At 62.5% G+C, this 26,582-nt stretch carries 20 protein-coding genes; 10 read left to right on the plus strand and 10 right to left on the minus strand.

Features of this window, described 5'->3' with window-relative positions:
* Positions 1-28 precede the first annotated feature (28 nt).
* A complete protein-coding gene (locus tag AB4N92_RS11980; RefSeq protein ID WP_010207650.1) occupies positions 29-550 on the minus strand; it encodes a DUF3617 domain-containing protein in 522 nt (173 codons plus the stop codon).
* Positions 551-681: 131 nt separating this feature from the next.
* Here AB4N92_RS11980 and cls point away from each other — a divergent pair, with 131 nt between their 5' ends.
* Positions 682-2,121: a cardiolipin synthase gene (gene cls, locus AB4N92_RS11985; RefSeq protein ID WP_044288081.1), complete on the plus strand. Its 1,440-nt coding sequence runs from the start codon at positions 682-684 to the stop codon at positions 2,119-2,121.
* A gap of 5 nt (positions 2,122-2,126) precedes the next feature.
* On the opposite strand, the gene cfaB is transcribed toward cls, so the two are convergent.
* The 8 genes from cfaB to hflK (AB4N92_RS12025) form a co-directional block, all read right to left on the minus strand.
* Positions 2,127-3,311 (minus strand): C17 cyclopropane fatty acid synthase CfaB, encoded by a 1,185-nt coding sequence (gene cfaB, locus AB4N92_RS11990; protein WP_042571095.1) that lies wholly within the window; start codon positions 3,309-3,311, stop codon positions 2,127-2,129.
* 87 nt (positions 3,312-3,398) lie between these two features.
* The gene (locus AB4N92_RS11995; protein ID WP_010207654.1) at positions 3,399-4,187 is read right to left on the minus strand and encodes an HvfC/BufC N-terminal domain-containing protein; all 789 of its coding nucleotides are present in this window, start codon (positions 4,185-4,187) and stop codon (positions 3,399-3,401) included.
* Positions 4,178-5,023, minus strand: coding sequence for an MNIO family bufferin maturase (gene bufB, locus AB4N92_RS12000; RefSeq protein WP_236266755.1), 846 nt, complete (start codon positions 5,021-5,023; stop codon positions 4,178-4,180). The genes AB4N92_RS11995 and bufB overlap by 10 nt, the downstream gene beginning before the upstream one ends.
* 65 nt (positions 5,024-5,088) lie before the next feature.
* Entirely contained in the window at positions 5,089-5,343 is a 255-nt protein-coding gene (gene bufA2, locus AB4N92_RS12005; protein WP_010207657.1) for a BufA2 family periplasmic bufferin-type metallophore, read from the minus strand.
* 115 nt (positions 5,344-5,458) lie between these two features.
* Positions 5,459-7,345, minus strand: coding sequence for a cation-translocating P-type ATPase (locus AB4N92_RS12010; RefSeq protein ID WP_021491450.1), 1,887 nt, complete (start codon positions 7,343-7,345; stop codon positions 5,459-5,461).
* The gene (gene hflK / locus AB4N92_RS12015; protein ID WP_021491449.1) at positions 7,342-8,376 is read right to left on the minus strand and encodes a protease modulator HflK; all 1,035 of its coding nucleotides are present in this window, start codon (positions 8,374-8,376) and stop codon (positions 7,342-7,344) included. The genes AB4N92_RS12010 and hflK (AB4N92_RS12015) overlap by 4 nt, the downstream gene beginning before the upstream one ends.
* Positions 8,373-9,362 carry a protease modulator HflC gene (gene hflC / locus AB4N92_RS12020; protein WP_031290624.1) on the minus strand — a complete coding sequence of 330 codons (990 nt, stop codon included), beginning with the start codon at positions 9,360-9,362 and terminating at the stop codon, positions 8,373-8,375. Before hflC ends, hflK (AB4N92_RS12015) begins: the two co-directional genes overlap by 4 nt.
* A 12-nt stretch (positions 9,363-9,374) precedes the next feature.
* A complete protein-coding gene (hflK, locus tag AB4N92_RS12025; protein ID WP_236266756.1) occupies positions 9,375-11,279 on the minus strand; it encodes a protease modulator HflK in 1,905 nt (634 codons plus the stop codon).
* 185 nt (positions 11,280-11,464) lie between these two features.
* Here hflK (AB4N92_RS12025) and AB4N92_RS12030 point away from each other — a divergent pair, with 185 nt between their 5' ends.
* From AB4N92_RS12030 to AB4N92_RS12055, 6 genes are read left to right on the plus strand one after another with little or no spacing between them, the layout of a single operon-like run.
* Positions 11,465-12,088, plus strand: coding sequence for a CDP-alcohol phosphatidyltransferase family protein (locus AB4N92_RS12030; RefSeq protein ID WP_010207663.1), 624 nt, complete (start codon positions 11,465-11,467; stop codon positions 12,086-12,088).
* A gap of 10 nt (positions 12,089-12,098) precedes the next feature.
* Complete coding sequence (locus tag AB4N92_RS12035; RefSeq protein ID WP_176331935.1) at positions 12,099-13,847, plus strand: bifunctional alpha/beta hydrolase/class I SAM-dependent methyltransferase; 1,749 nt, start codon at positions 12,099-12,101, stop codon at positions 13,845-13,847.
* Positions 13,848-13,849: 2 nt separating this feature from the next.
* Positions 13,850-15,148 carry a phosphatase PAP2/dual specificity phosphatase family protein gene (locus AB4N92_RS12040; RefSeq protein WP_045791477.1) on the plus strand — a complete coding sequence of 433 codons (1,299 nt, stop codon included), beginning with the start codon at positions 13,850-13,852 and terminating at the stop codon, positions 15,146-15,148.
* A complete protein-coding gene (locus AB4N92_RS12045; protein WP_021491444.1) occupies positions 15,138-15,581 on the plus strand; it encodes a hypothetical protein in 444 nt (147 codons plus the stop codon). Before AB4N92_RS12040 ends, AB4N92_RS12045 begins: the two co-directional genes overlap by 11 nt.
* A gap of 9 nt (positions 15,582-15,590) precedes the next feature.
* Positions 15,591-16,211, plus strand: coding sequence for a lysophospholipid acyltransferase family protein (locus AB4N92_RS12050; protein WP_021491443.1), 621 nt, complete (start codon positions 15,591-15,593; stop codon positions 16,209-16,211).
* Position 16,212: 1 nt separating this feature from the next.
* On the plus strand, positions 16,213-17,145 hold the full coding sequence (locus tag AB4N92_RS12055) for a phosphatidate cytidylyltransferase (protein WP_010207670.1): 933 nt from the start codon (positions 16,213-16,215) through the stop codon (positions 17,143-17,145).
* A 22-nt stretch (positions 17,146-17,167) separates the two neighbouring features.
* On the opposite strand, the gene AB4N92_RS12060 is transcribed toward AB4N92_RS12055, so the two are convergent.
* Positions 17,168-17,641, minus strand: a complete 474-nt coding sequence (locus AB4N92_RS12060; RefSeq protein WP_029529034.1) for an Lrp/AsnC family transcriptional regulator — start codon at positions 17,639-17,641, stop codon at positions 17,168-17,170.
* Positions 17,642-17,791: 150 nt separating this feature from the next.
* Between AB4N92_RS12060 and AB4N92_RS12065 the strand changes: the two genes are divergently transcribed.
* The 3 genes from AB4N92_RS12065 to pbpC all read left to right on the plus strand — a co-directional run bounded on the left by AB4N92_RS12065 (position 17,792) and on the right by pbpC (position 26,581).
* Positions 17,792-18,421 (plus strand): LysE family translocator, encoded by a 630-nt coding sequence (locus AB4N92_RS12065; protein WP_029529035.1) that lies wholly within the window; start codon positions 17,792-17,794, stop codon positions 18,419-18,421.
* Between the two features lie 77 nt (positions 18,422-18,498).
* A complete protein-coding gene (locus AB4N92_RS12070; protein WP_236266757.1) occupies positions 18,499-24,303 on the plus strand; it encodes an MG2 domain-containing protein in 5,805 nt (1,934 codons plus the stop codon).
* Positions 24,284-26,581, plus strand: coding sequence for a penicillin-binding protein 1C (gene pbpC / locus AB4N92_RS12075; protein ID WP_236266758.1), 2,298 nt, complete (start codon positions 24,284-24,286; stop codon positions 26,579-26,581). The genes AB4N92_RS12070 and pbpC overlap by 20 nt, the downstream gene beginning before the upstream one ends.
* The last annotated feature ends 1 nt before the right edge of the window (position 26,582 follow it).

Raw genomic sequence — 26,582 nt, forward strand, 5'->3', positions numbered from 1 at the left:
CGCAAGCTCGCGCCTACAGAGGGGGAAGTCAGGCGCGAGGCTTGACCGTTCCGCAATCGTTGCCCAGCCACTGGGCATGGCTGTCCAGGCTGCCCTTCTGCTGAATGCCAGTGGCATTGAAGGTGCCGTTGACGGTGGTGCTGAATTCTTTCTGGCTTTGGAAGGTAGCGACGCCAGTGCCCTGGGCTTTCGGGCAACTGAAGCGGAATTTCCACTGATTGCCGGTCTTGTCGGTCACTTCCTGTTTGCAGCCCGATTGTGGGTCGGTCAGCGGGATCGAATCGGAGGCGACTTGAGCTGGGGTCAGGCACACCTGCACGCCTTTACCGGCCATGGTGATGCCTTGTTTTTCCAGCATGGCGCGCTGTTCCGGGGTCATCTGTTGCTTAAGCTGACCGAGGATCAGCGACAGGTCCGGCAGGTCCTGGTTATCGACTTTCATATTGCTGGTGGTCAGTTCCCACAAGCCCGGCGCCAGCATCTGCGCCTGCGCCGCCACCGGCAGCGACAAACCAATCATCATGGCCAAAGACAGCAGACGAGCATTCATCGGGTAACTCCTGGGTAATGTTGGGCGTTAGACGCCGCAAAGGTGCCAGGGTTGCACGGCAAATAAAATAGCGACATTCCTGACCAGACATGGTCTGTTAGGCACTTGGATTGCCTGGAGTAACGTCGTCCATGGATTTTTTTGGCCCGCACCTGCTCGCCTACTTCATCGCCACGCTGCATTTTCTCGGGACCCTCGCCGCGATTCACGCGGTGCTGACCGTCAGGACCGCCCAAGGCTCGATCGCCTGGGCATTGTCGCTGATGTTCATGCCCTACCTCACGCTGATCCCGTACCTGATCTTCGGCCGGAGCACGTTCGACGCCTACATCCAGGCCCGTCGCCAGGCCAACCAGGAAATGCACACCGCCATTGCCGAGCTGAACTGGCGCCCATGGGTCGAAGAAGCCCTGGCCGCCCGTAACTCCAGCGCCTATGCCTCGCTGCGCGCCATGCCCAAGCTGGGCCGCATGCCGTGCCTGGCCAACAACGAAGTGCGTTTGCTGATCAATGGCGACGCCACCTTCGGCGCGATCTTCGAGGCGATTCGCAACGCCAGGACGGCGGTGTTGTTCCAGTTTTTCATCATTCATGACGACGACCTTGGCCGACAGTTGCACGTCCTATTGAAGGAAAAGGCCGCAGAGGGTGTCGCCATTTACGTGCTGTATGACCGTATCGGCAGCCACGCCCTGCCCCATCGTTATGTGCAATCCCTGCGCGACGCCGGAGTCAACGTGAAAGCCTTCGCCACCCGCAGCGGCTGGCTCAATCGCTTTCAGGTCAACTTCCGCAACCACCGCAAGATCGTGGTGGTGGATGGCATCACCGGGTTTGTCGGCGGGCATAACGTCGGCGATGAATACCTGGGCAAGCAACCACCGCTGGCACCGTGGCGCGATACCCATGTGCAGGTGATCGGCCCGGTGGTGGCGTGCTTGCAGGAATCGTTTGCCGAAGACTGGTTCTGGGCTGCGCGAGAACTGCCGCCACTGATATTGCCGGACGCCTACCCCGAAGACGGCGTGCTCTGCCAATTGCTCGCCAGCGGTCCAGCCGACCCCTATGAAACCTGCTCACTGTTTTTCGTCGAAGCCATCCATGCAGCGACTGAGCGCGTATGGATCACCAGCCCCTACTTCATCCCCGACGAAGCGGTGTTTTCCGCCCTGCGCCTGGCAGTGCTGCGGGGTGTCGATGTGCGCCTTCTGCTGCCCTCACGGCCTGATCACCGCATCGTCTACGCCGCGTCCAGCCTTTACGCGATCGAAGCTGTGCGAGCTGGCGTGCGGGTGTTCCGCTATACCCCAGGCTTCCTGCATCAGAAGGTGGTGTTGGTTGACAACGAAATCAGCGCCATCGGCAGTGCGAACATGGACAACCGTTCGTTCAGGCTGAATTTCGAAGTGATGTTGCTGACGGTCGACGAGGCCTTCGCCAAGGAAGTCGAACACATGCTGCTGGACGACTTCTCCCTGGCCCATGAAGTCAGCCAGGCAGAAAGCCGCGAAACCCGCCGCCTTCAACAACTGGGCATGCGGGTTGCGCGGCTGATTTCACCGATTTTGTAACCCACTCAACGGTAGATATCTTCCCGTGTCCAAGGCAGGTCATGGCTGCCATCGGCATGGGGTTTCACCGCCAGAATCTGGTGCAGGTTGATCCAGCCCCGCGCAAACGCATACGCACAACCCGCCAGGTACAGCCGCCAGATGCGCAACGCTTGCTCCGGCACCATTTTCGCCGCCGCTTCAAGGTTGTCTTCCAGGCGCTCGCTCCAATGGTCCAAGGTGCGCGCGTAGTGCAGGCGCAGGCTTTCGACGTCGACCACTTCCAGCCCGACTTCGCTGATCTCGGCCGTCATCATCGCCAAATGCGGCAGTTCGCCGTTGGGGAACACGTAACGCTCGATGAACTCCCCGGCGCCGCGCCCTACAGGACGACCGTCGGTGTGCTTGGCGGTAATGCCGTGGTTCATCACCAGGCCGCCTTCGCGCACCGCGCCGAACAGGATCTTGCAGTACTCCGCCAGGTTGGCGTGGCCGACGTGTTCGAACATACCCACGCTGACCACTTTGTCGAAACGGCCGTCTTGCGGCAGGTCACGGTAGTCGAGCAATTGCAGGTCCACCTGTTCTTCCAGGCCTTCGGCTTTGACCCGTTCCCGCGCCAGCGCCAACTGCTCCCGGCTCAGGGTGATGCCAAACACCTTGACCCCGAATTCCCGCGCAGCAAACCGCGCCAGCCCGCCCCAGCCACAGCCGACATCGAGCAAGTACTCACCTGGCTGCAACCGCAACTTGCGGCACAGGTGGCGGAATTTGTCTTGTTGGGCCTGATCGATGGATTCGCTGCCGGTTTCGAAATAACCGCAGGAGTACGCCATGTCCTGGTCCAGCCACAGCTGGTAGAACTCATTGGACAGGTCGTAATGGTAGGAAATAGCCGCTGCGTCAGTGGCCTTGTCGTGGATCGAGCGCACCGGACGACTCCCCTCGTCGTCTGCGATCAGGGCGTGACTCAATTCATCACAAACCCGGATGACCTCGGAGATGGAGCCTTCCAGCTCCAACTTTCCCTCGACGAAGGCTTCGCCCAGTGAATCGAGCGTTGGATGGGACAGCTGGGTCACGACCGTGGGGTCCTTCACCACGATGGTCACACTGGGCTCGGGGCCCAAGTTGAATTCATGGCCGTCCCAGAGTCGAAGACGCAGCGGTAGCTGAAGATTCTGTAAGGCCGGTGGAAGTTGCGCGAGCATGGATGATCCCCCCTTGTTTCAGACGTCTGCTGAGAGGTTAGACCATCCGAAGACAAAGTAGGAGGCTATCGATTTGATAGCGCTCTACTATGGGGCTCGGCGCTCGAGCAACCCGTCCTGGACCCATTGCTTCAGCCATGTGACGGCCTGCAGTGGCGCACCCTCTGCATGAGTGACTGCCAACTCGGCGCACAGTTCGGCAAAGCTCCAACCGGTGGTCGCCATTCCTGTCAAGGCAGAGGCTTCGGCGGGCTCCAGGCTACGGTAATGGCAGACATTCTGATGGCGCCACACCAGGCACATCTGCGCCGGGGCTAGCGTGTGGCTGTCGGGGAAGTCGGATTCGTCCTTGCTGGCACGCCAGATGGCTACGCTGTTGAACCGGCACAGCAGCGGTTGCACCGAGGGCGCCAGGGAGACCTGCAACACCGGCCACGCGTCGGGCGGCAACGACGCCATGTCGTTCAGCGTCAGCGGTTCACCCTGCGGCGCATCAAATGCCAGGGTAAACGCCCATTCCAAGCGCGCCAGTTCCGCCAATGGCGCACTCTGCTCCACCCTCCAATGCTCAAGGATAAACGCCGGGAAACGCTCGCCCAGCCAGCGCAGGCTGTAATGAGCCGAGGGGTAGCGACGCAGGTAAGCCTCGGTCAACGCGGCAAACTCGTCATCGCCCAACCAATAAAGGAGGGCGCTGAAGTCATGCCGCAAGACTTCCTGCAACCGTGAGAGGTAGGCGTTGTGGTAAATCGCCAGGCCCGTGTCCACATCCAGCGTCGGCCCGCCGAGCAACGTGGCGGCGAAGTCACTGCGGGCAGTCGAGGTTTCCGTCAGCAGGTGCTGTTCGAAGGCCAACTGCCAATCGGTCAGGCGCATAACGGCCTCCTGGCCAGTGCCGCCGCGCCCAGTTCACGGGCCTTGTTCAGTTCGGTGAGCAGCTCTTCAAAGGGTGGGAAATGGTCGTCCCGCTCCAGCAGCGTCGACACGGGTCCCAGATGTTCAAGCGTCTGTTGATAAAGCGCCCACACCGGGTCACACACCGGATGGTCATGGGTGTCGACCACGTAGTCGCCATAATCCATATGCCCCGCCAGATGCAGTTGGCGGATGCTCTCCGGTGGCAGGTTGCGGATAAACGTCCAGGCGTCAAAGCCATGATTGCGCGAGCTGACGTACACATTGTTGACGTCCAGCAACAGCTGGCAGCCCGACAGGTGGGCCAGGGCATTGAGGAATTCCCATTCGGTGAATTCGTCCGCCTTCGAGCGCACATAACTGGAGACGTTTTCCAGCACCAACGGGCGTTGCAGCACCTCCTGCACGTGGAGCACACGGGCGGCCACGTGGTAGAGGCTTTCTTCGGTGTAGGGCAGCGGCAGCAGGTCATGCAACTGGTGGGCGCTGCCGCGACTCCAGCACAGGTGATCGGACACCCACGCCGGCTGGATACGCTCAGCGAGCTGTTTGATCTGCTGCAGGTACTCGGTATCGAGGGCATGGGGCCCGCCGATGGACAGGGACACACCGTGCATCACCAGGGGATAGCGCTCGGCTATCGCATCCAGGTAATACAAGGCCTTACCGCCCTGGACCAGGTAATTCTCGGAGATCACTTCGAACCAATCCACAGGCGGCGATTGTTCAAGGATCTGCTGGTAGTACTCGCTGCGTAAACCCAGGCCGTAACCGAGGCTCGGAAGAGAGGTAGGCATAAGACACTCCTGGGAAAGTGTCCGCAGCGGTGGGGGCGACCGCTGCGGGTGCACTGAGCTGTCGGTTATTCGCCGACTTTGCCGCCAGCCTTGGTGCAGGCATCGGCACTGGCCATCGCCTTGAAGCCCTGGCCTTTGCAAGAACCCTGGCCTTTACAGGCGTGGTCCTTGGTTTTGCAATCGTTCTGGCCTTTGCACGCGTTGATGCCGTAGCAGTGAACGGCGGTGTCGGCGGCTTGAGCCTGAGTGACAACACCGGCGAACAGGGTAGCGGCGGCCATTGCGAGAGCGGCACCGGCAGCAGCGGATTTGATGTTCATTGTTGTATTCCTCATGATCGTAGGGGTGTCGGTCCGAACGGGTTGTTCAGTCTCGACAGACCACTAGAGTGAGGCCCCTCATCGGCGTTACAGCGGTGTGCAAATATTTCTGAAATTACTCTTCAAGCTTCAAAAGCGGTTCCTGAAAGCGCAGTAACCGCCCCGCGTTTCCCAGTACCAGCAAAGTGCTGAGGTTATGCAACACCGCTGCAATCATGGCGCCCGCCGCACCCAACCAGCCGAAAGCGGCGAACACGACAATGGCCAAGGTCCAGCCCAGGCCGATGATCACGTTGACCTGCAAAGTCTGCCGACACTGGCGACTCAAGCGCACACACGTGCCCAGGCGTCGCAAGTCGCTGCCGATCAGCACCACGTCCGCAGACGCCAGGGCAATATCCGCCCCACCCGCGCCCATGGCCACGCCAACCACACCGGCCTTGAGCGCCAGGGAGTCGTTGATGCCGTCGCCCACCACCATCGGGCGGAAGCCGTTGCTGATCTCACCCAACACGCGGTTGAGCTTGTCTTCGGGCAAGGCCTGGGCTTCGACATCGCTGATGCCTACCTCCAGCGCCAGGCTGTTGGCCACGCTTTGGCGATCGCCGGTGAGCAGCAGTTGGCGACCGAGGCCAAGGTCACGCAACTCTTGCAGAGCCTGGCGTGCCTCCGGCTTGACGCTGTCGGCCAGCAGCAACCAGGCGAGAAACTGCCCGTTCAGCGCCAGCCCGGCGATGGGGCCATCGTGATTCGGCACGGCGGTGGTGGTGATACCCAGTTGCTCAAACAATTCCGGCCGACCCAAGGCCGCTTCACCCCGATCAGTCTGCGCCACTACCCCCAAGCCCTGACGCTCACGAATATCCGTCAACACCAACAGCTGTTCCTGTGTTGCCAAACCCGCCAACGCCCGACTGACCGGATGGCTGCTGGCGGAGCCGAGACTGGCCGCCAGGTTGAGCAGCACCTGCCGATCCGGCGCAGTGGTTTCGATGGAGTGCAGGCGCAAGGTGCCGAAGGTCAGCGTCCCGGTCTTATCGACCACCAATGAGGTCAGGTCCGCCAGTTCCTCCAGGAACGCGGAGCTGCGAATCAGGATTCCATGCCGCGCCGCGACGGCTATCCCGGCGATCGCGGTGGCTGGTGCCGACAGCACCAACGCGCACGGGCACGCCGCCACCAACACGGCGAGCATCGCCTGGGCGTCGTTGGTCACGAACCAGGTCACCGCCGCCAGTAGCAACACCAGCACCATATAGCTGCCGGCATAGCGTTCCAGCAGCCGCGTAATCGGTGGCTTGGACCGCTCGGCGTTCTGCATCAACGCGATGACTTTGCCCAACGTGGACTCATTACCCGTGCGGGTCACTTGCAGGCGCAGCAGGCCGTCGAGATTGATCGCCCCACCAAACACCTGCACGCCCACACTGGCTTCCAACGGCACCGACTCACCGGTAATCGGCGCCGTATCCAGGCTCGCCTGGCCCGACAGCACCACGCCATCTGCCGGCACCCGATCACCGGCCCGCACTTCGACGACATCGCCGGTGTTCAGCGTGCCGTTATCCACTTCGACAATGCTGCCATCCGCCTGTACCAACCGCGCATGGCTGCGAGTCAGCTTGCCCAACGCGTGGATCGCTTCCTGGGAGCCGATCACGCTGCGCTCCTCCAGTACGTGACCGAAGATCATGATGATCGGCAACAACGCGGCAGTCAGCAGATCGCCCGTCGCCCAGGCGCCGAGCATGGCCAGGGCGATCAGTTGGTCGGTGATGCCATGCAGGCTGGGAAACCGCAGGCTGTACCAGGCCGAACGCATCACCGGCACGGCCACCAGCAACGACGCGACGCCCAGCAGGAGCTGGCTCACGCCGGACTGGTCCGGCGCCAGCCAGCGCCATGCCAGGCCCAGTACCAGCAAACCCAAGGCCAGCATGGCCAGGGTCAATTGCCGGGCAGCGCTGCGCTGCTCGGCGGAGGTCAGCATGGGTGCGCTCATTGTTCGGCTCCCTGAATGATCAAGCGGGAGTCGTCTTTCGGATCCACCGTGGTCACGGCACCGGCCTGGCCGAGAATCTTCGGCAAGCGCTCGCGGTACAGGCGCAGCAACAGGCCCGGGTCTTTCACTTGGGCCAGGCTAACAACGGTCGCGGTTTGCGCCTGGGCATTGGCCAGACGTTCGCTGGCCTGGGCGTGGGCGACTTGCACCAGGCGGTCGGCCTGCTGGGTCGCTGTCTGGGTGAGTTTTTCCGCGTCGGTGCGCGCATTGGCCACGGCCTTGTCGGCTTGCTGGCTGGCAGTCAGCACGGCGTTGAACGCATTCACCGCCGGGCCCGGCAGGCTCGATTGCACGTCGACACGGGTCACTTCGATGCCCAGCCCCAAACCAGTGGACGCCAACTCCGTAAGGCGTTTATTGATGCCTTGCACCAAGTCGCCGCGCAACCGCTCACGGCGTTCAGCGGCGCCGTTGTCGGTGCCGATCAACTCGGGGCGCGCGACCAAAATAGTATCCAAGTCCCGCGCCGCTGTGAGGGCTACCGCGCTGCGCGTCACCACCCGATCCAGGGCCGGCAGCACATGATCGCCCTGCAACACAAACGCATAGGGCTCGGTGACCTTGTAGAACACCCGCACATCCAGTTGCACCACACCGGCATCGCCCGTCAGCAGGTAACCGGAACCGGCCAACGCATCACTCAATGGCGTCGCGAAACTGGCCACACGGTCGGCCTGGATCGCTGCGTCGGAGCGCAGCAGGTTCTCCACGCGGCGTTCGATCACGCGGTCAGCAGCCGGCAGCAGTACCACTTGCTCGAACGGCTGCGGCCACGCCACCAACAACCCGGCATTCTGGATACGGTCGAGCGCGCCGAAATGCAGGACTACCGCGCGGTTCTGCGGGTCAATCTGACGCACATTGGAAAACGCCCAGGCCAGCGCCGCCAATACAGTCACCGCGTACAACGCCAGGAAGGCCAGGCGCCCGGCCTGGATCCATGGGCTGTCCGGGGTGTCACGCTCGGTCATGGCTGGACATCCTTTGGCCCGTCCACCAAGGCGCGAAACGGTGCGGCGTCGGTGCGCAGGATGATCTTGGTGCCCGGTGTGACAACCGTGCCCAAGGTGTCCAGGGACCGCAGCAGGTTGTAAAGCTGCGGATTACCGGCGTAAGCGCGAGCATAAATCTGCGCCGCTTCGACCCGCGACTGGGCCTCGATATCGGCGGCCTTCACCGTAGCATCGGCCTGCACAATCCGCGCATCACGCTCGGCGGCGGAGCGGATCTGCGCAGCTTCACGCTTGCCCACGGCGGTGCGTTCGGTGGCAATGGTTTCACGCTCGGCACGCATGCGGTCGACAGTGGCGGTGAGGGTCACCGACGGCAGGGTCAGGCGTTCAATGCCGACCTGGGCCACGCGCACACCGTAGGTAGTGAGCAATTGTTGATCAATCTGCTGGCGCAACTGTGCTTCGAAATCAGCGATGCGCACCTGGCTGGCGTCGGTGTTGATCAAGCTGGACAGGTCGAAGCTCGCCGCCGTGGTTTCCAGCGCCGAACCCACGAAGGTACGAATCTGCCGCGCCGCTTCATCCGGCTGGTTCTGCACCGCACGCATGAAGCGCTGCACGTTGTCCGCGTCGCCCTGTACCTGCCACGCCACGTACGCCTGCACGATGATGCGCAGGCCGTCGCGGGTGCCCACATCCTGCAAGCCGCTGGAAGTGGTGCGCAGGCGCAAATCGACCGGGATCGCCGCTTCGAACGGCGCCGGCCAGCGCCAGCCCAGGCCCGGTTCCAGCAGCACCCGCGATGGGTTGCCGAAACGCGTGATCACCGTAGCTTCGCCGGATCGCACTTGCACCAGGCTGGCGGCGGCGACTGCAAACAGCACCAGCAACAGCGCCCAGGTCATACGCCGCCAGGGGAACGGGCCGGCAGCCTGTTCATCACCGTGATGATGGTGGTGGTGATGGCCGTGATGATGACCGTGATCGTGAGAATGAGCGCTCAACAGACCGACTCCTTATTGAACGGCTTTACGCGGCACCGAAGGATCGGCCGGCAAGGTAAAAGAACGTAGATCGATCGTCGGCGCGCCGTCGGCACCCAGGCGATGATCCAGAATAAGCAGCTTGGCGTGGGCCAGGCCCTGGCTGAGTTGGCCCAGGTACTGTTCCAGCACGAACGCCTGCCCCGCCGTGGCGTAGGCCTTTTGTTCGGCGGCGAAGCGCAGGTTGGCCGCTTGCGCGTCCGCGTTCACTTCGCGGGCTGTGGCCGTGGCCTGGTCGCGGGCGGTGCTGGCTTGCAGCAACGCCTGGTTGGTTTGTTCGCTGGCCGCGCCGCGTTCGCGGGAGATCAGGGCCTGGGCGCCGATCTGTGCAGCCTGCACACCGTGGTAAGCGTTGGCGGCACCGGCCGGAGGGTGGATCGCCTCCACCACCGTGGCGAGGATTTCCACGCCGCTGTCGAGTTTTTGCAGATCGGCCTGTACGGCGCGGCCGATTTCGTCAGCCAGGCGGGTGCGTTGTTCACCGAGCAATTCGTCGAGGGTGCGCGAGGCAAAGTCATGCACGAGGATGCGGCTGGCGGTGCTGCGGAGCAGGGTTGTTACGTCCGCGCTGTTATAGGTGGCGGCGAGCGCGGCCTGATCGGTAAGGCCGATGCGGTAGACGAAACGCACATCCATATTGACGATCTGGAAGCTCTGTTTGTCGCCGCTGCTGCTGGCGATCACCTGAGACTTGTCATTCACATGGCTGGCGTCCCACAAACGGTTGGCAATCAACGGCGCCGGGCCTTCGGCAGGGGCCAGTTCCGACGTGGCCGCTTCACTGACACTGGTGGCCAGTTCATGCACTACGCCGTTTTCCACGTTGATGACGCGGCCCAATGGCCACGGCAATCCCGCATGCAGGCCTGGGCCGAAGACCTGTACCGGCTTGCCAAAACGTTCATAGATCCCACGGCCTTGCAGGGGCACTTCGTGCACGCCGGTCAGCGTCCAGCCTACCGCCAACACCACCAGCAACACCGGCAGGAACGCCCGACGCATGTAAGTAAACGCCCAGATCTGGCGCAGGTCGATGCCAAAGCGGTTGTGCAATTCATGCTGCAGCGCGAGCAAGGGTTGCGGCGGCCAGCGCAGCAGCCCGGCGATAAAGCTTTGCGCCATCAGCCGGGGCTCGAGGCGTGGCTCGCGCGGGCTGAACAGGGACAGCACCGCTCTTAATAGAAACTCCAGCGAGACCAGTGCTGGCAGCAAGCCGATCCCTACGGCCAACCTTAGGGGCCAGACGGCGTTCGCACCGGCAAAGAGCAGGCACACCGCACTGACCACCAGGCAAATAATCGCTACCCGGCTCAATTGCGCCAGTTGCGACGCTTCCGGCCATTGCGCGGCGGTCTCCTGGGCCAGGCGGCGTTCAAACACCAGCAAACCAAACGCCAATCCCAACGCGAGCGCGGCTCCAACGCTTGCCGATTGACCGACCGGTGCGGCGGGCAAGGCCAGGTTCCAGAACTCGACAATGCTGACCAGCGCCAGCAACGACCATCCCCCCAGCCACAACACTGGCGTGCCAATCTGTTGGCCAAAGCGCTCCACAAGACGCGCGTAACGACTCGCGTCTTCAACCGGTAGCTGAACCAACGGTTCTTCCAACGCCTGGGCGCGCCAATCCGCCACCCACCACGCCGATTGCAATCCGGCCACCAGCAGCAGCAACGCCGACGCGCAGTTGATCAATACCACCGGCCAGATCGACAGCGGCGCAAACAACGCGACAAACAACGCCAGCACCCAGCCGGCAATGGCCAGCACCGTCAGGCTGATACCGGCCTGGCGCACTCGGCGCGCATGGAACAGCCCCTGTTGAAAACGCGGAAGGCCTTGCGCCGAAGCGCCGTCAGCTTCCAGATCCACTCGCATCCACTTACGTCCGCTTGTACACAATTAGTTACGATATAACACACGGCGTGAAATTTTTGTTTGCTTAAGAGCAGACCGTGACTAAACCCCCAGAAACACGCGCCATCACTGGTGCAGGCCACGATTAATCGGCACACTCCAGAACAGTTTTTCGCGGGTCCACGGACAAGGAAGCGTCACCTCCCATGATTTCGATCTATCAGCTCAAGCCGCGTTTTCAAAACCTGCTGCGCCCTCTTGTGCAGCGCCTCTATGACAATGGCACCACCGCCAACCAGATCACCGTGCTGGCCGGCGTGATTTCCTTGCTGGTCGGCCTGCTGATCGCCGGCTTCGCCCAACACCTGTGGCTGTTTGCCCTGATCCCGCTGTGGATGATCCTGCGCATGGCTCTCAACGCCATCGACGGCATGCTCGCCCGGGAATTCGGCCAGCAGTCGCGCCTGGGTGCCTACCTGAATGAACTGTGTGATGTGATCGCCGACAGTGCGCTGATCCTGCCGTTCGCGCTGATCCCCGGCGTGAGCCTGGCGCCGGTGCTGCTGGTGGCGTTGTTGGCGGTGTTCAGCGAATACGCCGGCGTGCTGGGGCCGATGGTGGGCGCATCACGGCGCTATGACGGGCCGATGGGCAAAAGCGATCGCGCGTTCGTACTCGGCGTACTGGCCACCGGCGTGGCGCTGGGCTGGCTGGGCGCGGGCTGGGTCGACACGGTGATGTGGCTGGTGGCCGCCCTGCTCGCTTACACCATGGTCAATCGGGTGCGTCAGGGCCTCAAAGAACAACCAGAAACCTCCCCTTCTGCATAAGGACTTTGCAATGCGCGAACAGCAACAGCACACCTTCAGCACCCATGACGGCGTCGAGCTTTTCTACCGGCACTGGCCGGCCACGCAGAGCGACGGGCCGCGCCAGGCTATCGTGCTGTTCCATCGCGGCCATGAGCATTCGGGGCGTATCGCCCACCTGGTGGATGAACTGAACCTGCCGCACTTCGACTTTTTCGCGTGGGACGCCCGTGGCCACGGCCAGTCCCCCGGCGAACGCGGTGACAGCCCCAGCTTCGCCACCAGCGCCCGTGATGTGCAGACCTTCTGTGACCACATCGGCGCCACCTATGGCATCGAGGAAGAGAACTTCGCGGTCATCGCGCAAAGCGTTGGCGCGGTGATTGCCGCGACTTGGGTGCACGATTACGCGCCGAAAATCCGCGCGCTGGTGCTCGCTTCCCCCGCTTTCAAGGTCAAGCTCTACGTGCCTTTTGCGCGGCCAGGCCTGGCGTTGATGCGCAAGTTCCGTGGCAACTTTTTCGTCAATAGTTACGTCAAGGCCAAGTTCCTCAGCCATGACCCGGAGCGGGTCGCGTCCTATGACAGCGACCCGCTGATCACCAAGGCGATATCGGTCAATGTGCTGCTCGGCCTCTACGAAGCGGCCGACCGGGTTGTCGCCGATGCCCAGGCGATCCAGGTGCCGACGCAGCTGCTGATCTCGGGTTCGGACTTTGTGGTGCACCGCAAGCCCCAGCAGCAATTTTTCGACCGCCTTGGGAGCCTGAAAAAAGAGCTGCACATCCTCCCCGGTTTCTTCCACGACACCCTGGGCGAACGCGACCGCGCCACCGCCGTGAACAGCGCCCGGCGTTTCATCCTGCAAAATTTCGAACACCCGCTGGACCGTGCATCACTGTTGGATGCCGACAAGCTGGGCGCCACCTGTGCCGAGTCCGAAGCCCTCGCCGCCCCCCTGCCGCGCAACTCCTTGCGCGACCTGTACTGGCGCATGACCCGCGCCAGCATGGGCCTGGGCAAGAGCCTGTCGGACGGCGTAAAGCTGGGCTTCGACACCGGCTTCGACTCCGGCAGCACCCTGGACTACGTGTACCGCAATACACCTACCGGCAAGGGCGGGGTGGGGCGGCTGATCGACACCAACTACCTCAACTCCATCGGCTGGCGTGGCATTCGCCAACGCAAGTTGAACGTCGAAGAGCTCCTGCGCCTGGCAATGGCGAAGTTGCGTGGGGAGGGTCGCGAAGTCCGTATCGTGGATATCGCCGCCGGTCATGGCCGCTATATTCTGGAAGCCTTGCAGGGCGTGTCGCCGCTGCCGGAATCGATCCTGCTGCGCGACTACAGCGACATCAACGTGCGCGACGGTGGCGCGCTGATTCGCGAGAAAGGCCTGGGGGACATTGCGCAGTTCGTCAAAGGCGATGCATTCGACCGTTTGGATTTGGCGGCACTGCAACCCAAGCCAACGCTGGCGGTGGTGTCCGGACTGTATGAGTTGTTTGCCGATAACGGCATGGTTGGCAATTCACTGGCGGGCCTCGCTGAAGCCGTGGAACCCGGTGGCTATCTGGTCTACACCGGCCAGCCATGGCACCCGCAACTGGAGCTGATCGCCCGTGCGCTGACCAGCCACCGCCAGGGTCAGGCCTGGGTCATGCGCCGCCGTAGCCAATCGGAAATGGATCAGTTGGTGGAAGCTGCCGGTTTCCGCAAGATCACCCAGCGTGTGGATGAATGGGGCATTTTCACCGTGTCCCTGGCACAGAAGATCTGAGCATGCGCGAACCCGGTTTGTTGAAACCCGCGGTCCTGTGGCTGCTGCTGTTGGCGCCGCTGTTCTTCAGCACTTACGGCTTTGCCACGTGGGTGACCAGCCAACGCAGCGACGTCGGCACGCTGGTGTTCGGCTGGGAAACCCATATGCCGTTCTGGGCCTGGACCATCGTGCCCTATTGGTCCATCGACCTGCTCTACGGGTTTTCCCTGCTGCTGCCCAACACCCGGCATGAGTTGAAACAGCATGCGCTGCGCTTGCTGAGTGCCCAGGTGATCGCCGTGAGTTGCTTCCTGATCTGGCCGCTGCGCTTCACCTTCGAGCGGCCGGAACTGGATGGCGTGTTCGGCTGGCTGTTTGCCGTGCTGGCGGGGTTCGACAAACCGTTCAACCAGGCGCCTTCGTTGCATATCGCGCTGCTGGTGATCCTGTGGGTCATGTATCAGCGCCACACCCAAGGGTTATGGCGCTGGCTGGTGCATGGCTGGTTCGCCTTGATCGGCATTTCGGTGCTGACCACTTATCAACATCACTTTATCGACTTACCCACAGGCGCTCTCGCCGGTTGGCTGTGTGTGTGGTTGTGGCCGGTGGAACATCCAAGCCCATTGCTGAATGCACGGCTTACCCGGGATTCGAAGCGCTGGCGCTTGGGTCTGCGCTACGGCCTGGGGGCGTTGGCACTGGCAGTACTCGCATTTTCCCTGGGCGGCGGCTGGTTATGGCTGCTCTGGCCGGCGGTGTCCCTGGGCCTGATCAAGGTGAATTACCTAGTGCTCGGCGCGTCGGGCTTTCAGAAACGCACCGATGGCCGGCTCACACCCGCGGCGCGTTGGCTGTATGCACCTTACCTGGCCGGGGCGTGGATAAATTCGCGCCTGTGGACACGCAAACACCCACAGCCGGACCTGATTGTGGATAACGTGTGGCTTGGACGGATTCCCAGTGCGAAAGAGCAGGATTCATTCAACGCCATCGTCGACCTCTGTGCCGAGTTGCCAATTAATCCACAGGGTCGCGCGTATCAAAGCATCCCCGTGCTGGACCTGATCGCTCCGACACCCACCGAATGCCAGCAAGCCGCCGAGGCCATCGAGCGTCTGCGTTCAAGCGGCCCGGTGCTGGTGTGCTGCGCCCTTGGCTACTCACGCAGCGCCACCGCGGTCGCCGCCTGGCTGCTGCACAGCGGGCGCGCCGCCACGGTGGACCAGGCGCTGGCTATTATTCGTACAGCGCGGGCCCATGTGGTCCTGCATCCTGCTCATCGTCAAGCGTTGGAGGGTTTGCCCCATGCCCGCTGATATGGAACTCCAGGTGGTCGCCAGCCTGCTGCGCCGTGGCCGTTCACTGGATCAGTTATCCACAGGCCTGACCGTGGCCGGTGTGTTATTTGGCCTCGCCCAGTTGCTGATGGCGAGTATTTCAACCATCTGCCTGCTGCTCAGCCTGTGGATGATTATTCTGGGGCTGCTGCAAAAATACTGGGCGTTGCGCGTGGCCTTCGACGCCGACCTGTTCGCCCTGCTGGCCCGCGACATCGACCGCACCCCGGACCTTGACCAGGCCCTGCAAACCCTTGGCCTGCAATCGGCCAAGCGCATTGGCCGGCCCTGGACCGAACGCCGTCGCGGCGCCCTTAAACTGTTGCGCAAACAAGCCTGGCTGCTGGGCGCGCAAGCGCTGCTGACCCTGGGCGTGATCCTCGCCAGCCCTTGGCTGCCTTTCGCCGGATAAGGAATTCCCATGTTCGAACCCGTGGTCGCCACGCTGATTACCTCCATGGCCCGCACTGTCACCGGTGCCCGCAGCCTGTGGCTGGGGTGCGCGCCGGTGCCGGTGCAACGCATCTACTTCGCCAACCACAGCAGCCACGGTGATTTCGTGTTGCTGTGGGCCTCGTTGCCGCAGAACCTGCGCAAATTCACGCGCCCGGTGGCCGGCAGCGATTACTGGAATAAAAGCGCCTTGCGTCGCTACATCATCAACCGGGTGTTCAACGGCGTGCTGATCGACCGCGAACGCAAGGACCCTGTGGATAACCCACTGCAGCCCATGCTGTCCGCGCTCGAAGGCGGCGACTCCTTGATCATCTTCCCGGAAGGCACGCGCAACCTCGAAGACGGTTTGCTGCCGTTCAAAAGTGGCTTGTATCACTTGGCGAAAAGTTACCCACAGGCCGAATTGATCCCCGTGTGGATCGCCAACCTAAATCGGGTCATGCCCAAGGGCCGCGTACTGCCGCTGCCCCTGCTGTGCACCACCAGCTTCGGCGCGCCGCTGCAATTGGAAGAAGGCGAAGAAAAAACGCTGTTCCTCGCCCGCACCCGCGACGCCCTGCTCGCCCTTGCCCCGGAGCATGTCTGACATGGATAGCCAAACCCTGATGTTGTTCGGCGGCATCGGCGCGATCCTGGTGCTCGCCTCGCTGATCGGCCTGATCCTCAAGCTACGCACCCGTGGCAGCCCAAACGCCGTCATCGACAACCTCAACGCCCGCATCAACGCCTGGTGGGTCATGGTGGTGGTCATCGGCATCGCCTTCTGGCTCGGCACCGGCGCGGTGATCCTGCTGTTCTACGCGGTGTCCTTCTACGCCCTGCGTGAATTCCTCACCCTTACGCCCACCCGCCGCAGCGACTACCCGGCGCTGGTCGCCGCGTTCTACCTGGCGCTGCCGCTGCAATACCTGCTGATCTATTCAGACTGGTACGGGCTGTTCTCGATCTTCATCCCGGTGTACGTGTTCCTGCTGCTGCCGATCCTCGCTTCGCTGGGTGGCGACAGCACGCACTTCCTGGAGCGCGCGTCGAAGGTGCAATGGGGCCTGATGATCGCGGTGTTCTGCGTGTCTTTCGTACCTGCCCTGCTCACCCTCGACATTCCCGGCTACGAAGGCCGCAACCTGCTGCTGATTGCCTACCTGGTGATCGTGGTGCAACTGTCGGACGTATTGCAGTACGTGTGTGGGAAGTTGTTCGGCAAACACAAGATCGCGCCCAACCTGTCGCCGTCGAAAACCGTGGAAGGCTTTGTCGGCGGGATCCTGTTGTCGTCCCTGATCGGCGCGGCACTGTGGTGGACTACGCCATTCAACCCGTGGCAGTCGTTCTTGATTGCGCTGCTGATCAACCTGCTCGGCTTTGCCGGCGGCATCGTGATGTCAGCGATCAAACGCGACCGGGGCGTGAAGGACTGGGGCCATATGATCGAAGGGCACGGCGGGATGTTGGATCGGTTGGATTCGGTGTGCTTCGCCGCCCCCATCTTCTTCCACCTCGTGCGCTACTGGTGGACCTGACGCTCCTACAGGGGCTCAGACATCAACCTGGCAAATGCCCCAGCGGCAAAGCGCCTGGGGTTTTCACGGTCTGGATCGCGAAGTTGCTGCGGATGTCCCTCACCCCCGGCAGTTTCAACAGGCTGCCCGTGACAAACCGCTCGTAGCCGCGCAGATCCGGCACCACCACCTGCAACAGAAAGTCCGATTCCCCCGACACCAGGAACGCCGAGATCACCTCGGGCAAGGCCATCACCGCTTCGCGAAAGGCGTTGGCCTCGGTGTCGTTGTGCCGCTCCACCTTCACGCCAACGAACACCATCATCCCCAGGCCCACTTCGTCACGGTCCAGCGTGGCCTGGTAACCCCGAATCACACCGGCTTCTTCCAGCAGACGCACGCGCCGCAGGCAGGGTGAGGCAGACAGGCCGATCTCATCCGCCAGTTGCACATTGCTCAGGCGGCCGTCGCGTTGCAGGGCTTCGAGAATCTTGCGGTCAAACGCATCGAGTTTCAGGTTTGGCATAAGTGAATGGCCGATCAGGTTATCAGTGGCAGAGAATGCCAAGACTAGACGCTTTTGTGGCTGACTACGCAAGCACCTGCCCCACCCTTCAGCCCTAGAATTGGCCAACACACTAGGGGGTGAGACATGGCGGAACTTTACATGGCGGAACTTTGGTTGTTTTTGGTGGCGCTGTCGGTGGCGTACCTGTTGCCCGGGCCGGACATGATCTTGCTGCTGCAGACCGGAGCCCGCCAGGGCAAAGCCCTGGCGCTGACCACGGCGATTGGCTTGGGACTGGCCCGCGCCTGCCATGTGGCCTTGGCGGGCATGGGGTTGGCGACCTTGTTCAAGGTGGCGCCGTGGACCTTTGATGTCGTGCGCCTGGGTGGCGCGGCCTATCTGTTGTGGCTTGGTATTCAATGCCTGCGCGCGTCTATGCTGCCGCCTCTGGATATGGCAAACACCCCGCTGGCAGCCCATGCTTGGCGTGCAGCGTTTCAACGCGGCTTGCTGACCAACCTGCTCAACCCCAAGGCGCTGCTGTTCTGCTCGGTACTGCTGCCGCAATTCATCAACCCCCAAGCCGGCCCGGTGGCGGCGCAGTTTGCGTTACTGGGCGTGATCCTGGTGGCCGTCGGTTTCGTGTTCGACTGTTGCTACGCACTGACCGGCGCGCGCATCGGCCAGTGGCTGGCGCGCAATCGCTCGGCGCAGCGTATGCAGCAGTGGTTATTCGGCAGTCTTTTGATCGGTTTTGCGGTGCGTCTCACTTTTGTACAACACGCCTAGCGGCGCAGCGTATCGGCGTCATCTTTTGTGGCAAAGAGGCGTGTAAGATACGCCGCACTTAGCCAGGGATGCTCACCATGTTCGATTCGTTCAAAGCGATCAGCCGCGGTGTTGTCGGTGCGTTATTGACTGTGGTGGGGGCCGTCTTTGGTCAATGGCATCCGCCGTTCTGGTTGCGTGCCATCGGCCGTGGGCTGGCGAACCTGGGCAACAAGGCGCGCGCTTATCCGCGCCAAACCGGTGCCGGCTTATTGGGTCTGGTGTTGCTGGCGGCCGCCGGCTTCTACGGCTGGCACTGGTATTCCAACCTGCCGCAGCCGCATACCGCGAGCTATTCGCTGCACAAACCGAACCTCACCGACTACACCCAGCAAACCCCGCATGTGGATAACTTGCAGGTGCGCTTCAGCGAATCCGTGGCGCCGCTGTCGGCCATCGGCAAGCCGGTTACCGAGGGCATCACCCTCAAACCAGCGGTTGCGGGCACCTGGCGCTGGGCAGATGACCGCAGCCTGTTGTTCGTACCGGAAAAAGATTGGCCCATCGACGCCCATTACACCTTGGACATGGCGAAGAAAGACCTGTTGGCCGATGGCGTGTTACTGGACCAATACAGCACGCAGTTTTCCACCCAACCGTTTCGCGCCACCCTGGCACAAAACGAGCTGTACCAGGACCCGTCCAACCCGACGCTGAAACAGCTGGTGGCGACCTTCCATTTTTCCCACCCGGTGGATGAAGACAACCTACGCAAGCGCGTCACGGTAACCCTCGGCAAAGGCCTGGCCTACCGCGACGCCCAATTGCCCAACCGCCCGGAAATCACCTTCGACGAGAAAAAACTCAACGCCTACGTACGCTCCGCCGCCCTGGCCACGCCACTTGAAAGCACGCCGGTCAGCGCCAAGCTCGACGAAGGTATCAAGGCCCGCGACGGTGGCAACGCCAGCAACGCGCCGCTGGTGGCGGAAGTCACCGTGCCCGGTCGCTATCGCCTGACCTTTACCGGCGCCGAAGTGAGTTTTGTCGACAACGCGCGTGGTGAACCAGAGCCGGTGTTGATGTTCAGCAGCTCCAACGCTGTAGCCGACGACACCATCGCCGGTAAGGTCCAGGCCTGGCTGTTGCCGGAAAAAGCCCAGGACGACACGCGCCCCTACAGCAGCAACGACATCGACGACGCCCTGCTCGCCCGCAGCAGCAAGGTTAACCTGACCCACGTGCCGAGCGTCGAACCGCTGAATACCCTGCACGCCTTCAAATTCAAGGCCCCGGCGGGTCGCGCCGTGTATGTACGCGTACCCGCCAACCTGGAAGCCATCGGCGGCTACCTGGCGAAGAATCCTACGGCGTCGCTGATCAGCATGCCCGCGTACCCGCGCACCCTGCAGTTCCTGTCTGAAGGCGCCTTGCTCAGCCTCAACGGTGAAAAACGCCTGGGCTTCATGGCCCGTGGTGTGCCTGGCGCCCATGTGGAAATCGCCCGCCTGCTGCCCAACCAGTTGCAACACTTGGTGGACCAGAGCAGCGGCAGCTTTGCCCGGCCGAACTTCGGCAACGAATACTTCGACCGCATGGTTGAGCGTCAATCGCTGGACATCCCGCTGTCGTCCAATGACCCCGCGAAAACCGTCTACGACAATGTGGACCTCAGCCACTACCTCACGGCCAATGGCGGGCGCCGCGGCATTTTCGTGCTCAAGCTGAGCCCCCAGGATGATCCGGCCCAGCGCACCTTCGAATACGACCGCAGCAGCACCAGCGACCTGCGTTTTATCGTGGTGACGGACCTGGGCATCATCGCCAAGCGTTCCAGCGATGGCAGCCACGATGTGTATGTGCAGTCCATCGGCAATGGTTCGCCCGTCGCCGACGCGCAAGTCGACATCATCGGCCGCAACGGTTTGCCGGTGAGCAGCGGCCACACTGACGGCGAAGGCCACGCGCATTTCGCCAAGCTGGATGAACTGCGCCGTGAGAAAACGCCGCTGATGTATGTAGTCACTCGCGGCAATGACCAGTCGTTCCTGCCGATCGCCCGTCAGTCCCAGCAACTGGATCTGTCGCGATTCGATGTAGGCGGTTTGGAAGAAGACGGTGCGATCGATCGCCTCAGCGCCTACCTGTTTACCGACCGCGGCCTGTACCGGCCTGGGGAAACCGCGCATCTGGGCATGATCGTGCGCAGCGGCAATTGGAAAGGCGCCCTGCAAGGCTTGCCGGTGGAACTGCAAATCACCGACCCGCGCGGACTGGAAGTGATTCGCCAGCCGTTGAAGCTGTCCGCCAGCGGTTTTGAAACCTTTGATTTCCCCAGCAGCGAAGTCGCCCCCGCCGGGGAATACACCGCGACCTTGCAGTTGATCGGCCAAAAGCAGACCCGCACCGACCTGGGCAGCGTGAGCTTCAAGGTCCGCGACTTCGAGCCGGACCGCATGAAGGTCAGCCTGAGCCTGCATGACACACCTGTTCAGGGTTGGATTCCACCGGACCAGGTGGTGGCCAAGGTCACCGCCCTGCACCTGTTCGGCGCTCCGGCATCAGGGCGTCGTGTCACCGCGAAGATGTCCCTGAGCCCGACGCTCGCGGCGTTTGACCGTTACCCGGATTACCGTTTCCGCCTCAACGACTCCCTGGAAGACGCCACCACTGAAGACCTGGCGGAAACCACCGTCGACGACAACGGCCAGGCCGTGCTCGACCTCAACCTGCAACGCTTCGCCAACAGCACCTACCGCCTGCAGGTAATGACCCAGGTGTTCGAGGCCGAAGGCGGCCGTAATGTGGCGGCGCAAAGTGCCTTGCTGGTGTCGTCCGCACCTTATCTGGTCGGTGTGAAAAGTCAGGACTCGCTGTCGTACGTCGCCAAGGATGCGCCGCGCCAGGTTCAATGGCTGGCCGTCGCGCCGGACCTTTCGCCACTGGCGGTGGACGGCCTGACCAGCGAAGTGGTCGAGCACCGTTATGTGTCGGTGCTGGTGAAACAGTCCAACGGCACCTACAAGTACGAGTCGCGCATCAAGAACATCAGCCAACCCGCCTCACCGCTGGTGATGACGAAAGAAGGCGCCAAGCAAACGTTGAACACGTCAACGCCGGGCGATTTCACCCTGCAGTTAAAGGACGCCAACGGCAACCTGCTCAACCAGATCGACTACAGCGTGGCCGGGCACGGCAACACATCGCGCTCCCTGGAACGCAACGCCGAGCTGCAACTGCGTCTGGATAAACCCAGCTACGCCACCGGTGATGAGATCGCCATCAGCATTCGTGCCCCGTATACCGGTGCCGGCTTGATCACCATCGAACGCGACAAGGTCTACACCCAGCAGTGGTTCAAGGCCGACAGCACCAACAGCGTGCAACACATCCGCGTACCGGCAGGGCTTGAGGGCAATGCCTACGTCAACGTGCAGTTTGTGCGCGACATGGGCTCGGCCGAGGTGTACATGAGCCCCCTGTCCTACGGCGTGGTGCCGTTCAGCATCAACCTGGATGCGCGGCGCATGGCATTGAAGGTTGAAGGCCCGGCGAAGATCGAGCCGGGGCAGACGCTGGATATCAAGGTTAACGCTGACCGTCCGGGCCGCGCAGTGGTTTACGCGGTAGACGAAGGCATTCTGCAAGTGGCGCGTTACCAGACGCCGGACCCGTTGGGCTTCTTCTTCCAGAAGCGTGCGCTGGAGGTAGGCACCAGTCAGATCCTTGACCTGATCCTGCCGGAATTCAGCCGTTTGCTCAGTGGGGCAGCGCCCGGTGGCGATACGGAAGGCGCCCTGGCCAATCACCTCAACCCGTTCAAACGCAAACATCAGCCGCCGGTGGCTTGGTGGTCTGGACTGGTCGATCTACCCGCCGGCGAAACCGTGCTGCATTACCAGGTGCCGGACAGCTTCAACGGTAAGTTGCACCTGTTTGCGGTGGCGGTGGACACCGACAGTGTGGGTGTCAGCGAAACCAATACCGAAGTACGCGGCCCGATCGTGATCACGCCAAACGTGCCTGCCTTTGTGGCACCGGGGGATGTGTTCAACGTCAGCGCCGGGGTGTTCAGCAACCTCGACTCCACGGCGGATGTGAAGTTTGAACTGCAGACCAGCGATGGCCTGAAGGTACAGGGCGACAAGGGCAGCACCCTGTCCCTGCAACCGCGCAAGGAAGGCACCGCCGAGTTCAAGATCAAGGTCGGCGAAACCCTGGGTTCGGCGGACTTGCGTTTTGTCGCAGTGCTGCCGGACGGCAAACGTATCCAGGTGGCCGAAACCACCTCGATTCGCCCACTGAGCGAGCATCGCGTCGCCCTGAGCCTGGGCCGCTTCGACAGCGCCAGCAAAGAGCTCAAGCCCACCCGCGAGCTGTTCAGCCAACTGCGTGACGTACAACTGGGCGTGGCGGCGTCGCCGCTGGTGTGGGCCAACGGCCTTAAGCATTACCTGGACGACTACGGCTACGCCTGCACCGAGCAGCTGGTGTCCAAGGCCATGCCGGCGTTGATCTGGGGCGGTAACGCGCCGGAAGCCGAACAAGCCTTCGGCAGTGCGGTACGCATGCTGCGCCAGCGCCAGAACCAGGCCGGTGGCTTCGGTTTATGGGCGGCAAACCCGGACGTGGCGCCGTACGCCAGCCTGTACGCCACCGACTTCCTGATCGAAGCCAGGGAGCGCGGCTTGCCGGTGCCGGAAGACCTGCTGGTGCGTTCGAATGCCTATCTGACGGACCTGGCCAATGGCCCGAGCGAAGGCCTGTCGGAATTGCGCAACCGCGCCTACGCCAGTTACCTGCTGAGCCGTCAGGGGATTCTGGTAAGCGGCGCATTGAGCGATATCCGCGAGCGCTACGAAAACTACTTCAAGGACAGCTGGCAGAACGACTTGGGCGCCGCCTACCTGGCGGCCAGCTATAAACTGCTCAAACAGGATCGCCAGGCTGACACGCTGTTCCGCAAAATCCCTTGGCGCTCACTTGTGGATAAGTGGGACAGCGATGGCCTCTACTACGATCCCCTGGTGCACGATGCCGAACACTTGCACCTGCTGGCGCGGCATTTCCCAGAGCTGATGGACGATGTACCTACAGCGCTGCTGGATAAACTCGGTAAGCGCCTCAACGAGCAGCGTTACAACTCGCTGTCGGCGGCCCTGCTGCTGCGCGCCCTGGACAATTACGGCCAACGTGCGCAAAGCGACATGACCCTCAAGGCCACGGCCTGGCTGGGGGACAAACAGCAGCAATTGCTGGAGATGGCCGGGCAACCGCCGCGCGCCGCTGTGCCGGGCGCTACGCAGAAGCTGGTGATGGAAAAATCCGACGGCCCGGCAGCGTTCTACATGCTCAGCGAAGCCGGTTTCGACAAGGGCGCCAAGCTCAAGCCGATCAACAATGGCCTGGAGATCATCCACGAATACCTCGACCTCAAGGGCGAGCCGGTGAGCACGGTCGCGGTAGGCGATGAGTTCCTGGTGCGCCTGCGCCTGCGCGCGACCGACCGTGACCAAGTACAACAAGTGGCCGTAGTCGACTTGCTCCCCGGTGGCGTCGAGCCTGTGTATAACTTGCCGCCGGAGCCAGAAGCCGCCAGCAGCGAGGACGGTGAAGGCGAAGCGTCCGAGTACGTGGAAGAGGACAGCCAGGAAGAAGAAAGCTGGCAAGCACCTATCGGCGAAACCGAGCTGAGCAACTGGCAGCCGGAGTACGTGGACGTACGTGATGATCGAGTGGTGTTGTACGGCACCGCACTGCGCGATGTAGGCACCTTCGTCTACCGCGTGCGTGCCACCAACGCCGGCACCTTCAACACGCCACCGGCCTACGCCGAAGGCATGTACGAAACCACCCTGCAAGGGCGCGGTAAAGTAGGCCAGCTTGAAATCACCCAGCCTTAAGCGCCTGACGCCGCTGCTCGCAGCGGCGGTGATGCTGGCGGGGTTGCGGCTGTGGCCCCATGTCCCGCTGGAGCAAGCAGTCACGTCATCACGCGTGGTGTTGGCCGATGACGGCTCGCTGCTGCGCATGACGTTGGCCGATGACGGGCAATACCGACTTTGGCTACCGCTGGAGCGGATATCGCCTTCACTGGTCGAAGCCTTGCTGCTCAAGGAAGACCGCAACTTCTACTGGCACCCGGGGATCAACCCCCCGGCATTGGTGCGCGCGGCTATGGCCACCTACAGCGGTGGCCAGCGCCAGGGCGGCTCGACCTTGAGCATGCAACTGGCACGGCGCCTGTGGGACTTGAACACCCGACAGGTGCCGGGCAAGTTGCAGCAGATGGCCTTGGCGCTGTGGCTGGAGGCGCGCTACAGCAAGCACGACATCCTTGAGGCCTACCTGAACCTCGCGCCCATGGGCGGCAATATCGAAGGCGCCGAGGCGGCCAGCCGGATCTACTTTGGCAAGTCGGCGGCGCAGCTGTCGCTGTCCGAAGCACTGGCGCTGGCGGTGATTCCGCAGCAGCCGGGGCGACGCGCACGCTTCGGGCCGTCGCTGCAACATGCGCGGCAGCGCTTGATGGCCGACTGGCGCGAGACGTATCCACAAGACCCACGTAACGACAGTTTGCTGGACTTGCCTCTGGAGGCGCGCAACCGCCAGCAGATTCCGTTCCTGGCGCCGCATTTGAGTGAACAACTGCTGGCGTCCCAGCCTGGCAATGAGCTGAACAGCACCCTCAACCTACCACTGCAACACTTGCTCGAACGCCTGATCAGCGGCTTCATCGCCGAGCGTCGCAGCACGGGTGTGGAAAACGCCACGGCGATCCTGATCGACAGCCGCGACCAGAGCGTCAAGGCGCTGGTGGGATCGGCGGATTACTTATCTACACGCCTTCACGGCCAGGTCAATGGCGTGCTGTCGCGGCGCTCGCCGGGCTCGACACTCAAGCCGTTCCTGTATGGGCTGGCGCTGGACCAAGGGGTGATTCACCCCATGAGTATCCTCAAGGACCTGCCGAGTAACTTCGGCTACTTCCAGCCGGAGAATTTCGACGGCAGTTTTGTCGGGCCGCTGACCGCGCGGGATGCCCTGATCCGTAGTCGCAACATCCCGGCGGTGTGGCTTGCCAGCCAAGTCAAGTCGCCTTCCTTGTATGGGTTGCTGCAACGCGCCGGGATAAAAGGCCTGCGTGACGAAAGCCATTACGGCCTGGCCCTGGCCCTCGGTGGAGGTGAAATGACCCCGGAGGAACTGGCGCGACTGTATGTGATGCTGGCCGGTGATGGGCACCTGCGGCCATTGCGCTATCTGCAGGAACAACCGCAATCCACCGGCGCGCAACTGCTCACGCCCCAGGCGGCGTTCATGGTGCGCGACATGCTGCGCCGAAACCCACGCCCGGATGGCCTGCCCGGCCGCCATTGGCGCACCGCCTGGAAAACCGGCACGTCCTGGGGGTTTCACGATGCGTGGAGTGCGGGATTGGTGGGTCCCTACGTGCTGGTGGTGTGGGTGGGCAACTTCGATGGCCGGCCGAACCCCGCATTCATCGGCGCCAAGACCGCCGCGCCGTTGTTCTTCCGCATCGCCGACGCCCTGCCCCTGGCGTTGCCCAACGTGGTGATCAAAGCCGACAAACCGCCTGCCGGCTTAGTGCGCATCGACGTCTGCGCGGCGTCCGGCGAGTTGCCCAACCGCTGGTGCCCGCAGACCCGCAAGACCTGGTACATCCCCGGTGTGTCGCCGATTCGCGTGTCCAACCTGCACCGCCCCGTGCTGATCGACACCCGCACCGGCAAGGCCGCCTGCCCACCGTTCGACGCACAATACACGCGCGAGGAAGTCTTCGAATTCTGGCCCAGTGACGTGCAACGCTTGTACCGCGCCGCCGGCCTTCCACGGCGTACCCCGCCAAACGTAATGAAAAACTGCCAGCCCAACCGCCTCAGTGACCAGAGCGAAGCCCCGCAGATTCGTTCACCGCTGACCCAGGTGAGCTATCAATTGCGCCTGTCCCAGCCCCAGGAAAGCATCCCGCTGAATGCCAACGCCGCCAGCGACGCTGCCACACTGTACTGGTTTGCTGATCAAACTTTGATCGGCCAGGGTCCGCCGCACACCACGCTGAACTGGCGCCCGGGAAAGTCGGGGGAGTATCGGTTGCGAGTCAGTGATGATCAGGGGCGCAGCGCGAGTCGCGGGTTGAAGGTGGAGTTTGTGCCCTGAT

This window comes from Pseudomonas sp. S3_A09, assembly GCF_054668065.1.